The organism is Bradyrhizobium sp. LA6.1 (assembly GCF_040547805.1).
In the GTDB taxonomy this organism is placed as follows: Bacteria; Pseudomonadota; Alphaproteobacteria; order Rhizobiales; family Xanthobacteraceae; genus Bradyrhizobium; species Bradyrhizobium barranii.
In genome coordinates this window covers 604,542-617,581 of the sequence record NZ_JBEPQK010000004.1, presented here as the reverse complement: position 1 = coordinate 617,581, position 13,040 = coordinate 604,542, and the positions used below count along the sequence as shown (strand labels likewise).

Genomic DNA, 13,040 nt, shown 5'->3' with positions numbered 1-13,040 from the left:
CGTCTCACTCCGCCGCCACCATCTGCTGCGTGCGCCATTGTCCCAGCAGGGCGCGGAGCGAGGCCGGCTTCACCGGCTTGTTGAGCACCGCGACGTTTTCCTCGCGCGCGGCAACCTGCACTGCGGGGCTACGGTCGGCGGTGATCAGGATCGCAGGGATGCTGTCGCCAAAGCGGCGGCGAATGTCGCGGATGGCGGCAATGCCGTTGCCGCGGTCGAGGTGATAATCGACCAGCAGGCCGGTGACGCGGCGGCCCGCGCCTTCGATCGCGGCGATCGCGCCCTCGGGGTCGGCGACCGCGATGACCTCGGCGTCCCAGGCCTTCAGCAGCGTGCGCATGCCGTCGAGGATCGCTGCGTCGTTCTCGATGCAGACGATGAGGGCGCCAGAGATCGGCCTACGCGCCAGCGGCGTCGCGCTGGTCACGGCCGCGGTGTGGGTGATCGCCTTCGCCGTCGGCACCGTCACGGAGAAGACCGAGCCGCCGCTCTTGTTGCCGTCGATGGCGATGCCGTGCTTGAGCACGCGTGCAAGACGCTCGACGATCGAGAGGCCGAGTCCAAGGCCGCGGGCGATCCGCGCGCCCTGTTCGAGGCGGTGGAACTCCTTGAAGATCTCGCCGCGCTTGACCGGGGGGATGCCGACGCCGGTGTCGTAGACGCAGATTTTCAGTGAAGGGCCCTGGCGGCGGCAGCCGACCAGCACGCGTCCGCGCGGGGTGTATTTGATCGCGTTGGAGATCAGGTTCTGGAGCAGGCGCCGCAGCAAGAGCCGGTCGGACTCGACCGGCAGCGAGCAGGGCACGAAGGCGAGCTCCAGGTTCTTGGCGCGCGCGATCGGTGCAAACTCGATCTCCAGCGAGCGCATCAAATCGGCCATCTTGAAGCTCGAAATCGAGGTCGTCATCGCGCCGGCGTCCAGCCGCGATATGTCGAGCAGGGCGCCGAGGATCTCCTCGATCGCCTGGAGCGATTCGTCGATGTTCTCGACCAGCCGCGTCTCCTCGCCGCTGTGCTGGCGCTCGACCAGGCTGGTGACATAGAGCCGCGCCGCGTTCAGGGGCTGAAGGATGTCGTGGCTGGCCGCCGCCAGGAATCGCGTCTTGGAGATGCTGGCGTCCTCGGCCGCGCTCTTGGCCAGTGCCAGCTCGGAATTCAGCCGGGTCAGCTCCTCGGTGCGGTCGCGCACGCGCTTTTCGAGCGTCGCGTTGGCGCGCTCCAGCGCTTCGGCGGCCTCGAACGTGGGGGTGACATCGGTGAAGGTGATGACGAAGCCGCCGCCGGGCATGCGGTTGGTCAAGATCTCGATCACCATGTGGCGGTCGGGCAGGCGCTCGAGATAAGGCTCGCCGTCGGTGGTGTAAGCCGCGAGCCGCCGCTCCAGCATGGCTTCGCGCTCGACCGGATTGTCCGGCTCGCTCACACCCATGAATTCCAGGATTTCACGCAATGGCGTGCCGAACTGGATGAAATGCGGCGGCACGTTCAGGAGATCGCCGAACTGCCGGTTGGAGCAGATCAGCTGCAGATCGGCGTCGAACACGGCGATGCCCTGGCGGACATGGTTGAGCGCGGTCTGGAGGATCTCGCGATTGAAATGCAGCGCGGCGTGGGAATCGTCGAGCAGTTTCAGCGCCGCCTTCGCCGAGACCGTCCGCTTGCGCAGCAGCAGCGACATCACGAGCCGCGAGGAGGCTGCGCCGATCGAAGAGGCGATCAGGTGCTCGGCGTGTTGCAGCAGTTCGAAATCGGCGGGCGCACCGGATTCCAGGCGCACATTGCGCCGCACCGAAAATGCCTCGAAGGAGTGCCGGGCGCGGTCGGGCCCGAGATATTGCGCGACCGTGGTCTGGATGTCCTGCACCGTGACGGTGGTGCGCCAGCGGCGGAAGTTCGGGGAGATCGGCGCGAGCGTGTTGGGTACGAACAGATCGGCTTGCACCAGCTCGATCGAGGACGGCCGCCGCGCCAGCGACAGCAGCACATAGGTCAGGATGTTGAGCGACAGCGACCAGATTACGCCGTGCATCAGCGGCGGCAGGTCGGCGCCGAACAGCGCCTGCGGCCGCAGTGCCTCGATGCCGAACGGGCCGTGCTGGAGCAGCAGGATGCCCGCCGTCGAGGAATCCATGAAGCTCGGGATGAACAGCGTGTAGAGCCACACCGCGAAGCCGACCAGCATGCCGCCGATGGCGCCGCGCGCGGTGGCGCGCCGCCACAGCAGCCCGCCGAAGAAGCTCGGCGCGAGCTGGGCGATGGCGGCAAAGGAGAGCAGGCCGATCGCCGCAAGCTGGGTGTTGCCGAGCGCGCGGTAGTAGAAATAGGCCATCACCATGATGGCGAAGATCGCAAGCCGGCGCGAGCGCAGCAGGAAGTCGCTGAAATCGGCGCCGCCGGTGCGCCCCTCCGGCCGCCGCTGCAGCACCAGGGGCACCACGAGGTCGTTCGAGACCATGATGGATAGCGCGACGCATTCGACGATCACCATCGCGGTCGCCGCCGACAGCCCTCCGACGAAGACCGCGACGCTGAGAAGTCCCGCACCGCCCTCCATTGGCAGCGCCAGCACATACATGTCCGGATCGACCGCGCCGAACGGAAAGGTGACGAGGCCGGCGAGCGCGATCGGGATCACGAACAAATTGATGGCGACGAGATAGAACGGGAACAGCCAGCGCGCGCGGCTGACCTCGGCATCCGAGGAGTTTTCGACCACGCTGACGTGGAACTGGCGGGGCAGCAGCATGATCGCGCAGAGCGACAGCAGCGTCATGGTGAGGAAGTTGCCGATCGACGGCGAATAGTTGATGGCGCGCACCGCCTCCGGCGTCCTCATCGCGCGCTCGATCAATTCGTGTGGCGAGAACATCCAGAAGGTGACGAAGATGCCGGCGGCAAGGAAGGCGATCAGCTTGATGATGGATTCGGTTGCGACCGCCAGCATCAGGCCGTGCTGATGCTCGGTGGCGTCGGTCTGCCGCGTGCCGAACAGCACGGCGAAGGCGGCCATCGCCAGCGTCACCATCAGCGCCATGTCGCCGAGGATCGGGATGTGGGAGAACGCCTGGTCCTCGCTCAGGATCGTTTCGAGCGAGGAGGCGACCGCCTTGAGCTGGAGCGCGATGTAGGGCACCGAGCCGATGATCGCGATCAGCGCCACCGTCGCCGCCACCGCCTGGCTCTTGCCGTAGCGCGCGCCGATGAAGTCGGCGATCGAGGTGATGTTGTGCGCCTTCGCGAGCTGGATCACGCGGCGCAGGACGCCCGCGCCGAGCCCGATCATCAGGATCGGGCCGACATAGATGGCGAGGAAGTCGGTCGAGGCGCGGGTGGCGAAGCCGACCGAGCCGAAGAAGGTCCAGGAGGTGCAATAAATCGCGAGCGACAGCGGATAGATCAGCCCGGACGCGCGGCCGCGCCCGGCCGGCGAGCGGCGGTCGCCATGGCTCGCCACCAGGAACAGGAAACCGATATAGCCGAAGGCGGCAGCGATCACGCCCCAGTCGTGCAGCATGGCGAGCGCGCTTCTCCCTGGGCGCGAGGGCGCCCGAACTCATTTTCCCTGCAAATCTAGCGCGTTGGGCGGGCGCAAGCGACAGCGAAATGCTCTACCGGGGCGGGAATTGGGGTTGTCGTTAAGGTGCGGGCGGACGCGGATCCCGCTTACCCTTCCCTGGAGGGGGAGGGTCGATCGCGCGAAGGGTGATCTTTCCACACGAGCAGCGTCAGAGGTGGAGAGACTGTCACCCCACCCCGTCTCCCATTTTCGCTGCGCTCAATGTGAGCCGACCCTCCCCCTCCAGGGGAGGGTGGAGAAACGCCTACTCCGCCGCCAGCGACTTTTGCTTGAGCGGCAGACCGAGGCGGTCCCACACCTGCAGGAGCGCTTCGGCGAGCTGATCGATCAAGCCGTCGTCGTGATAGGGCGAGGGCGTGATGCGTAGGCGTTCGGTGCCCTTGGCCACCGTCGGATAGTTGATCGGCTGAATGTAGATGCCGTGCTGTTCCAGCAGCAGGTCGGACGCCTGCTTGCACTTCTCGGCATCGCCGATGAACAGCGGCACGATATGGGTGTCGCTCGACATCACAGGCAGGCCGGCGGCGTTGAGGATCGCCTTGACGCGGGCGGCGCGGTCCTGGTGGCGCTCGCGCTCCCAGTTCGAGGTCTTCAGGTGCTTGATCGCGGCGGTCGCGGCCGAGCAGATCGCCGGCGGCAGCGCGGTGGTGAAGATGAAGCCCGGCGCGTAGGAGCGCACGGCGTCGATGATCTGGCCGTTGGCGGCGATGTAGCCGCCGAGACAGCCGAACGCCTTGGCCAGCGTGCCTTCGAGAATATCGATGCGATGCATGACGCCGTCACGCTCGGCGATGCCGCCGCCGCGCGGGCCGTACATGCCGACGGCATGGACCTCGTCGACATAGGTCATCGCGCCATATTTCTCGGCGAGATCGCAGATCTTGGCGAGCGGGGCGACGTCGCCGTCCATCGAATAGAGGCTTTCGCAGGCGATCAGCTTCGGCCGGTTCGGACCTGCGGCCTTCAACTTCTCTTCGAGGTCGGCGAGGTCGTTGTGGCGGAACACGACGCGCTCGCAGCCGGACTGGCGGATGCCCTCGATCATCGAATTGTGGTTGAGCTCGTCCGACAGGATCAGGCAGTTCGGAATGAGCTTCGCGATGGTCGCGATGCCGGTCTGGTTCGAGACATAGCCCGAGGTGAACAGCAGCGACGCTTCCTTGCCGTGGAGATCGGCGAGCTCGGCCTCGAGCTGCACCAGCGGATGATGGGTGCCGGCGATGTTGCGGGTGCCGCCTGCGCCGGTGCCGACGCGGGTCGCGGTTTCGACCATGGCGCCGACCACCTTCGGGTGCTGGCCCATGCCGAGATAATCGTTGGAGCACCAGATCACGACGTCGCGTTTGCCCTTGGGCGAGTGCCAGAGCGCATGCGGGAACCGGCCGGCGATGCGTTCGAGATCGGCGAACACGCGGTAGCGCCGCTCGGTGTGGAGACGATCGAGGGCGGTATTGAAGAACTGGGCGTAATCCATCGGCAAAACCTAAGACGGAACTGACCAAAAAGGGCGCATCTTCTTAGAGCTTTTCCAGCTCTAGAGTCTATGCGCTATCCCACATTTGGGCATGGGAGCATTTAGGCAAAATGCCCTATCGTGCGATTTGAAACTTGATCCCGATCAAGTTCGCGCGAGAGGCAATGTTGCTTTGCACCATTGGCGGCGGTGCGCGTCTACCCGGCCTTGGCCTTCTTGCGCGGCTCGCTCCGCGCGTCCTTGACGGCGGCCACCGGCTTTAACCAATCCGAATTGCGCAAGGCATGCGCCACGCAATCATGGATGTGGGTGTGCAGCACCTTGTTCGCGCCCTTGGCGTCGCGCTTCAGCGCCAGCTCTTTCAGCTCGCGATGCTCGGCCGCCGCCATCTCGCCACGGAACACCACGGCGATCATCTGGTAGCGCAGATAGCGGTCATAGACCGCGGCATGCGCATCGAGCAGCACCTTCGAGCCGCAGGCCGCGACGAGCGCGCGGTGAAACTGGAAATCGCACTGTTTCCAGCTCTCCGCATCGGATCGCTCGCCTGACAGCAGCATCCGCTCCATCGCCGCGAGCTTGTGATGCGCCGAGACGATGTGCGCTTCCCAGTCGAGATCGCCGGCCGCGAACGACTTCTCGATCATGTGGCTCTCGAGCAGCTCGCGCAGCTCCGCGATCTCCTGGAATTCGGTCGCCGAGATCGGCGCGACCTCGAAGCCGCGCTGGCCTTCGGCGACGACAAAACCTTCCGAGCACAGCCGGTTCAGCGTCTCGCGCAGCGTCGAGATGCTGGTGCCGTAGGCGCCGCTCATCCGCTCGAGCTTCAGCTTCTGCCCCGGCGTCAGCTTGCCGAAGATCAGGTCGGTGCGGATGCGGCGATAGGCGCTGTCGCCCACCGTCTCGGCTGTCGTGTCGGGAAGGGTGTCCATGCCTCATCCTAGCGCTTTGGACGTGCGTTTTGCCAAATTTCGTAACTTTATCAAGCGTTTCTTATAATATCAGACAAAATCAAAAATATAGGTTGATTTATAATTCGTCATATAAGACGTTCCCGCCCCTAAGAACGAGATCAACAGGGGAGGGGGCGATGCCCGTTCGGTTCAAAGGTCTGGCTTTGGTGGCGGCGATCGGCGCGGTCGCCTTGGGCGCGATGGGGCCGGCCTCGGCGCAGGCCATTCAGGAGCGCACCATCCGCTGGGGGCACCTCAACAACACCGACCATCCCGTCAGCAAAGGCGTGCAGAAATTCGCCGAGATCGTCGCGGCCAAGAGCGGCGGCAAGCTCAAGGTGCGCGAATATCCGGCCAACCAGCTGGGCAGCGAGATGCAGCAGCAATCGGCGCTGCGCGCCGGCACCCAGGAGATGCAGTCGCCGGCGACGACGTCGCTGGTCGGCATCGTCAAGGATTACGGCCTGATCGATTTCCCCTTCATCGTCTCGACGCCGCAGCAGGCCGATGCCCTGCTCGATGGTCCGCTCGGCGCAGCGCTGCTGGCAAAGCTGCCTGAGAAGGGGCTGGTTGGTCTCGCTTATTGGGATCTCGGCTTCCGCAACGTCACCAACAGCAAGCGTGCCATCACCAGGGGCGAAGACCTCGGCGGCATCAAGATCCGGGTGATCCCGAACCCGGTCTATCTGGAGACCTTCAAGGCCTTCAACGCCAACCCGGTGCCGATGAGTTTTTCGGAGCTCTATAGCGCGCTGGAGACGGGCACCGTCGACGGCCAGGAGAACCCGTTCTCGGTGATCCTGTCGAACAAGTTCTTCGAGGTGCAAAAGTATCTCAGCGTCACCAACCACACCTATTCGACCAACATCATCCTGATCAGCAAGAAATTCTGGGACGGTCTTTCGCCTGACGAGCAGAAGATCTTGCAGGACGCGGCGATCGAGGCGCGCGACTACCAGCGCAAGGTCAGCCGCGAGCAGGCCAACGCCGCGATCGACGAGCTCAAGGCCAAGGGCATGGCGGTCAACGAGATCGCACCCGCCGAGCTCGATCGCATGCGCGAGAAGACAAAGCCGATCGCGGAAAAATTCTCGGCCGACTACGACCCCGCCATCGTCAAGCTGTTCAACAGCGAGCTCGACCGCGTGCATGCGCTCAAGCCGTAAGCCGACGCGCAGCAGGCCGGACATGATGAAAACGATGGTCAACGCCTATTTCTGGCTGCTCCGCGCGGTGATCGCGGTGCTGCTCGCCGCCATGGTGGTGCTGGTGTTCGGCAACGTCGTGCTGCGCTACGGCTTCAATTCCGGTATCGCGATCTCGGAAGAGCTGTCGCGCTGGCTGTTCGTGTGGATGGTGTTTCTGGGCGCGATCATCGGCCTGAAGGAGCATGCCCATCTCGGCGTCGACAGCCTCGTCAAGGTGCTGTCGCCGCTCGGCCGCAAGGTCTGCTACGGCCTCAGCCACGCGCTGATGCTCTATGCCTCCGTGCTGCTGACGGAAGGCTCCTGGAAGCAGACGGTGTTGAACTGGGACACGGTGGCGCCCGCCTCCGGACTCTCGGTCGGCCTGTTCTACGCCGCCGGGATCGTGTTCGGCGCCTCCTCCTGCGTGATCATCGTGCACGAGCTCTATCGGCTCGTGACCGGGCAGGTCGCCGATGCCGATCTGATCGCCATCAGCGAGTCCGAGGAGCTCCCGCATTCTCCCGGCGCCGCGAGCGGAAAGCAGCAGGCATGACTGTCGCCGTCTTCACCTTCTCGCTACTCGGCGCCATGGCGATCGGCATGCCGATCGCGTTTGCGCTGATCATCTGCGGCATCGCGCTGATGACCTATCTCGCGATGTTCGACTCCCAGATCATCGCGCAGAACGTCATCAATGGCGTCGATTCCTTTCCGTTGATGGCGGTGCCGTTCTTCATCCTAGCCGGCGAAGTCATGAACACCGGCGGGCTGGCACGCCGCATCCTCAACTTCGCGATCGCGCTGGTCGGCCATTTCCGCGGCGGGCTCGGCTATGTCGCGATCCTGACGTCATGCATCCTGGCCTCGCTCTCGGGCTCGGCGGTCGCGGACGCCGCGGCGCTCGGTGCGCTCCTGGTGCCGATGATGGCCGCGGCTGGCCACAATCGCGCCAGTGCGGCTGGCCTCGTCGCTGCCGGCGGGATCATCGCGCCCGTCATTCCTCCGTCGATCGGTTTCGTCATTTTCGGCGTCGCCGCCAATGTCTCGATCTCGAAGCTGTTTCTGGCCGGCATCGTGCCGGGCCTGCTGCTCGGCGTCGGCCTGTGCTTTGCATGGTGGTGGGTGGTGCGCAAGGAGAACCCGGCGCGCCTCCCACGCAAGAGCATCGCCGAGATCTGGCGCGCGCTGATCGACGGCTTCTGGGCCCTGATGCTGCCGATGATCATCATTTTCGGCCTTCGCTTCGGCATCTTCACGCCGACGGAAGCGGCCGTCGTCGTCGCCGTCTACTCGCTGGTGGTGGCGATGGGCGTCTATCGCGAGCTTAGGCCGGCACAGCTGCCGGCACTGCTGGTCTCGACGGCGCAGACCACGGCTGTCGTGATGTTCCTCGTCGCCGCGGCGCTGGTATCGTCCTGGCTGATCACGGTTGCCGAGATTTCCGACCAGATCGTTGCGCTCGTGCAACCGTTCGCGGGCAACAAGACTCTCCTCACCTTCGTTCTGATGATCATCGTCGTCATCGTCGGCACCGCGCTGGACATGACGCCGACGATCCTGATCCTGACGCCGATCCTGATGCCGATCGTCAAGCAGGCCGGCATCGACCCCGTCTATTTCGGCGTGCTCTTCATCATCAACAATGCGATCGGGCTGATCACGCCGCCGGTCGGCGTCGTGCTCAACGTCGTCTGTGGCGTTGCCCGCGTCTCGATGGATGATCTGATCCGCGGCGTCTGGCCCTTCATGATCGCGCAGCTCGTCGTGCTAGCCTTGCTGACGCTGTTTCCCATTCTCGTCACCGGCCCGGCCAAGTGGTTCGGTGGCTAACTTCCAGAAGGACCTGTCCATGAAGCGCGTGATGATCCTCAACGGTCCCAACCTCAACATGCTCGGCATCCGCGAGCCGCACATCTACGGCACGACCACGCTCGACCAGGTCAACGCAAGCTGCGAGGAAGCGGCTGCCAAGCTCGGGCTCAAGTTGGCCTTCCACCAGTCCAACCATGAAGGCGTGCTGGTCGATCTGATCCAGTCGGCGCGGCAGGACGCCGATGCCATCATCATCAATCCGGCCGGTCTTTCCTTCACCTCGGTCTCGATCATGGACGCGATCAAGACCTTCGAAGGCCCGGTGCTGGAGGTCCATATCTCCAACATCCACGCCCGCGACGAATATCACCGCCACTCCAAGATCTCGTTCGTGGCCACCGGTGTGATCTGCGGGCTGGGCCCGTTCGGCTACGTCGCGGCGCTGCACGCGATCGCGAATATGAAGTGAGCCGCTTCCACAAACTCGTCATGCCCGGGCTTGTCCCGGGCATCCACGAACTCGTTTCGACCTGAAAGAACGTGGATGGCCGGGACAAGCCCGGCCATGACGCCGTGGCTCAAGTCGTCCGGAACTGGAGCACGCCGTCTTTCGTCTCCGCCGTCAGACGGCCCTCGACGATCATGTAATTGACGTGGGCAACGAGTTCGCCGGCGGCAAAGCCCATCTGGTGCTCGTCAAGCACGTGCTTGTTGAACACGACAGGCACCAGGGCGCGCGAGGTCTGCGGCACCTCGCTGCAGGCTTCCGCGATCAGGCGGCAGCGCTCCTCGTGGTGATCGGCGAGCTGCTTGATGCGGGTCTTCAGACCATAGAACGGCACGCCGTGGCCGGGCAGCACCAGCAGATCGTAGGGCAGGGTGGTGGTCAGGCTCGCGAGCGAGGCCAGATATTCGCCGAGCGAATTCTGGTCGGGTTCGACCGCCCAGACGCTGACATTGGGCGAGATCTTGCTCAGCACCTGGTCGGCGGAGAGGAACAGCTTGTCGTCGGCGCAATACAGCATCACCTGGTCGAGCGCGTGCCCGCCGCCGGTGATCACCTTGAAGCGGCGGGTGCCGATCACGACCTCGTCGCCATGCGAGATGCGGCGGTAGGACGGCGGCAGCACCGAGACGCGCTTGAGATAATCCTGGCCGCGGCCGAGCAGCTTTTCGGTGAGCGACTCGTCCATGCCGTGGCGGCGGAAGAACAGCCGCTGGGCTTCGCGCCGCTCCTCGGTGCCGCGGTTCTGGTGGTAGACCGATTGCAGGTATTCGACCTGCGTCATCACCAGCGGGCAGTTGAACCGCTCGACGATCCAGCCCGCAAGGCCGACGTGATCGGGGTGCGAATGCGTGACGATCAGGCGCGTGATGTTGACGCCCTTCAGCGGCCCCTCGAACAGTCTGGTCCAGGCCTCGATCGTTTCCTCGTTGCCGAAGCCGGCATCGATCATCGCATAGCCGTCGCCGTCGGCGAGCAGGTAGATGTTCACGTGGTTGAGGCGGAACGGCAGTTTCAGCCGCGCCCACAACACGCCGGGACGCACCTCGACGACCTCTTCGGGGCCGGGATGCTGTTCCCAGGGATAGCGCAGGGCCTCGGCCGAGGACTGCACGGTGTCGGTTTTCGGGTTCATGCTACCGGCTTAAACCCGCCGGGCGCGAGGCGCCAGCCGAAAAAGGCCGGGCCGTGGTCTCCGCATGGCGGTCATCCCCGCAGTTTTCCGTAGCCCGGATTACGCGGCGCTCCATCCGGGCCACGGGCCGGCGGCTTACGCCGCCCGCATATTGTTGAGGAATGCGTCGATCTCTCCGCGCAGCATGTCGGCTTCGCGGCGGAGCGCGTCGGAGGCGCCCAGCACTTCGCTCGCCGCCGCGCCGGCTTCCGCGGACGCCGTGGAGACGCCGATGATGTTGCTGGAGACCTCGCTGGTGCCGCCGGCGGCATGCTGGATGTTGCGGGCGATTTCGCGGGTGGCTGCGCCCTGTTCCTCGACCGCGGCGGCGATCGTCGTCGTCACGTCGTTGATCTCGCCGATGATCCGGCCGATGCCCTGGATAGCGCCCACCGCCGAGGTGGTGACTTGCTGCATGCTGGCGATCTGGGTGCGGATCTCTTCCGTCGCCTTGGCGGTCTGGCTCGCGAGGCTCTTCACCTCGGAGGCGACCACTGCGAAGCCGCGGCCGGCTTCGCCCGCGCGCGCTGCCTCGATGGTGGCGTTGAGCGCGAGCAGGTTGGTTTGCGAGGCGATGGTCTGGATCAGGTCGACCACGACGCTGATGCGGCTCGCGCTGTCGGCAAGGCTCTGCACCGTGGTGTCGGTGGCGCCGGCCTCGTCGACCGCCTTCCTGGCGATCGCGGCCGAGGTGACGACCTGCTTGCTGATCTCCTCGATCGAGGACGACAGCTGCTCGGTGCCTGATGACACGGTCTGCACGTTGACCGAGGTTTCCTCCGCGGCGGAGGCAACCGCGTTCACCAGCGCGTTGGACTGGTCGGCGGTGTTCGACATGCTCTGCGCGGTGGACTGCATCGAATTGGCCGACTGCGCGAGATTGTCGAGCGCGTTGCGTACCGCGCCCTCGAACTCGGCGATCTTCGCTTCCATGCGCGCGGCACGCTCGGCCTTGGCGACACGGTCCTTGTCCTGCTCGCTCGACATCGCGCGGGCCTCGATCATGCTCTCGCGGAACACCTGCAGCGTGTTCGCCATCACCGAGATTTCGTCATTGTGGTGCTTCGAGCGGTAGATCTCGGTCTCGAGGTCGCCGTTCGCGAGCAGCTGCATCGACTGATGCAGCGCGCCGATCCGCCGCAGGATGTTGCGGCCGACATAGAGCCAGACGAACAGCGCCGAGCCGACCAGCATCAGCGCGCCCAGCGCCAGCATCGCGGTGGTGGCGAGCGAGATCTCCTGGCGCGCCTGGAAGGTCGACGCGTTGGTCTCCTTCTGCACGCCGTCGACGAGCTGCTGCACGCTGATGCCGAGACCGACATTGAGCTTGCGGGTCTCGTCCAGAATGGTCTGGCCGTAGTCGATGGCGTCGAGCTCCTTCTGGCGGATCTTGAACACGCCGGTCTTGCCCTCGCCGAAGGCGAACAGCTTCTGCACGGCGTCGCGCACCGTCTGCATCGAGGGCATGTTCGGGAGATCCTCGAGGTTCGACTTGACGCGGTCGCGCGTCGCCTTGAACTCCTTCTCGATCGCTTCCAGCGTGTCGCTATTGTTGGCCGACAGCGCCGCCATCATGTCGGCGGCCATGAGATTGCCGTTGGCGGAGATTGTCGCGACCTGGGAGACGGTGCGGGCGGCCTCAGTCGCATCATCGGCGGAAACTTCCGCCGCGCCGAGGATCGCGTTCAAGCGTGTCTGTGCGTCCAGCATCGCAGGACCGGCCGCGCCGACGAAGGTGAGCTGCGCGTTGCGCAGCGCCTCATACTGCTTGTCATGCAGCGCGCCGGTCTCGAGCCGCTCGCGCGCGGCCGACACCAGGCTCTGGGTCGCCTCGTCGATGCTCTTGGCGGTGTCGCGCAGCGCGGTTGCGATCTGCTTGTCGGCGCCGAGCTCGATGATCTCGCCGAGCTTGGCCATGGCGAGCTGCTGGATGTCCTTCACGCTCTTGGTGCGTTCCTTCAGCGCCTCGTCGGAGGGCGATGCCAGCAGGCCCGGGCCTTGCGCCGCGAGCGTCGCGCTTTGCGAGGCAAGCTGCAGGCTGGCGGAGAGGCGCGGGATGTCGCGGCCGCTCAGATCCATCATGGTCGCGCCGAGGTGATTGAACACGAAGCCGGCGCCGGCTGCGATGACGAGGCCCATGCCGGCGATCAATGCGAAGGCGGCGAACAGGCTGCCGCGCACGCCCCACCTTGGCATCTTGAAACGAGGCTTGAGACGGCCAAGGACACGGCCAGCACCCAGACGGATCGCCATCGAAATTCCCCCACGCGTGATCTTTATATTTTCGCCGCGGAGTATCCCTGGGTCGGGTTAAAAAATCGCAAGTTGCACAATCGGTTGCGCCTGTTCCGCACAGCG

9 protein-coding genes are annotated in these 13,040 nt (G+C 65.0%); 4 read left to right on the top strand and 5 right to left on the bottom strand.

What is annotated here, in order from left to right; translation table 11 throughout:
* Window positions 1-4: 4 nt before the first annotated feature.
* The 3 genes from ABIB99_RS13465 to ABIB99_RS13455 all read right to left on the bottom strand — a co-directional run bounded on the left by ABIB99_RS13465 (window position 5) and on the right by ABIB99_RS13455 (window position 5,983).
* Entirely contained in the window at window positions 5-3,514 is a 3,510-nt protein-coding gene (locus ABIB99_RS13465) for a PAS domain-containing hybrid sensor histidine kinase/response regulator (RefSeq protein WP_354176145.1), read from the bottom strand.
* A 307-nt stretch (window positions 3,515-3,821) separates the two neighbouring features.
* Entirely contained in the window at window positions 3,822-5,051 is a 1,230-nt protein-coding gene (gene hemA, locus ABIB99_RS13460; RefSeq protein WP_028148697.1) for a 5-aminolevulinate synthase, read from the bottom strand.
* A gap of 197 nt (window positions 5,052-5,248) precedes the next feature.
* Window positions 5,249-5,983: a GntR family transcriptional regulator gene (locus ABIB99_RS13455; RefSeq protein WP_354176143.1), complete on the bottom strand. Its 735-nt coding sequence runs from the start codon at window positions 5,981-5,983 to the stop codon at window positions 5,249-5,251.
* A 158-nt stretch (window positions 5,984-6,141) separates the two neighbouring features.
* Between ABIB99_RS13455 and ABIB99_RS13450 the strand changes: the two genes are divergently transcribed.
* Genes ABIB99_RS13450 through aroQ form a run of 4 tightly spaced genes read left to right on the top strand, consistent with a single transcriptional unit; the run spans window position 6,142 to window position 9,472 of the window.
* On the top strand, window positions 6,142-7,170 hold the full coding sequence (locus ABIB99_RS13450; RefSeq protein WP_354176142.1) for a TRAP transporter substrate-binding protein: 1,029 nt from the start codon (window positions 6,142-6,144) through the stop codon (window positions 7,168-7,170).
* A gap of 25 nt (window positions 7,171-7,195) precedes the next feature.
* Complete coding sequence (locus ABIB99_RS13445) at window positions 7,196-7,744, top strand: TRAP transporter small permease (RefSeq protein WP_502917499.1); 549 nt, start codon at window positions 7,196-7,198, stop codon at window positions 7,742-7,744.
* Entirely contained in the window at window positions 7,741-9,021 is a 1,281-nt protein-coding gene (locus ABIB99_RS13440) for a TRAP transporter large permease (protein ID WP_354176138.1), read from the top strand. Before ABIB99_RS13445 ends, ABIB99_RS13440 begins: the two co-directional genes overlap by 4 nt.
* Before the next feature lie 19 nt (window positions 9,022-9,040).
* A complete protein-coding gene (aroQ, locus tag ABIB99_RS13435; RefSeq protein WP_247316300.1) occupies window positions 9,041-9,472 on the top strand; it encodes a type II 3-dehydroquinate dehydratase in 432 nt (143 codons plus the stop codon).
* 109 nt (window positions 9,473-9,581) lie between these two features.
* Here the strand turns inward: aroQ and ABIB99_RS13430 are convergent, their stop codons facing one another.
* Complete coding sequence (locus tag ABIB99_RS13430) at window positions 9,582-10,643, bottom strand: MBL fold metallo-hydrolase (protein ID WP_354176136.1); 1,062 nt, start codon at window positions 10,641-10,643, stop codon at window positions 9,582-9,584.
* 135 nt (window positions 10,644-10,778) lie between these two features.
* Window positions 10,779-12,935, bottom strand: a complete 2,157-nt coding sequence (locus ABIB99_RS13425; RefSeq protein WP_354176135.1) for a methyl-accepting chemotaxis protein — start codon at window positions 12,933-12,935, stop codon at window positions 10,779-10,781.
* Window positions 12,936-13,040 lie beyond the last annotated feature (105 nt).

Bases quoted from the DNA above. Each gene is read 5' to 3' on its own strand.
- ABIB99_RS13465 (WP_354176145.1), bottom strand. From the start codon at position 3,514: ATGCTGCACGACTGGGGCGTGATCGCTGCCGCCTTCGGCTATATCGGT.
- ABIB99_RS13425 (WP_354176135.1), bottom strand. From the start codon at position 12,935: ATGGCGATCCGTCTGGGTGCTGGCCGTGTCCTTGGCCGTCTCAAGCCT.
- ABIB99_RS13450 (WP_354176142.1), top strand. From the start codon at position 6,142: ATGCCCGTTCGGTTCAAAGGTCTGGCTTTGGTGGCGGCGATCGGCGCG.
- ABIB99_RS13445 (WP_502917499.1), top strand. From the start codon at position 7,196: ATGAAAACGATGGTCAACGCCTATTTCTGGCTGCTCCGCGCGGTGATC.
- hemA (WP_028148697.1), bottom strand. From the start codon at position 5,051: ATGGATTACGCCCAGTTCTTCAATACCGCCCTCGATCGTCTCCACACC.
- ABIB99_RS13455 (WP_354176143.1), bottom strand. From the start codon at position 5,983: ATGGACACCCTTCCCGACACGACAGCCGAGACGGTGGGCGACAGCGCC.
- ABIB99_RS13440 (WP_354176138.1), top strand. From the start codon at position 7,741: ATGACTGTCGCCGTCTTCACCTTCTCGCTACTCGGCGCCATGGCGATC.
- aroQ (WP_247316300.1), top strand. From the start codon at position 9,041: ATGAAGCGCGTGATGATCCTCAACGGTCCCAACCTCAACATGCTCGGC.
- ABIB99_RS13430 (WP_354176136.1), bottom strand. From the start codon at position 10,643: ATGAACCCGAAAACCGACACCGTGCAGTCCTCGGCCGAGGCCCTGCGC.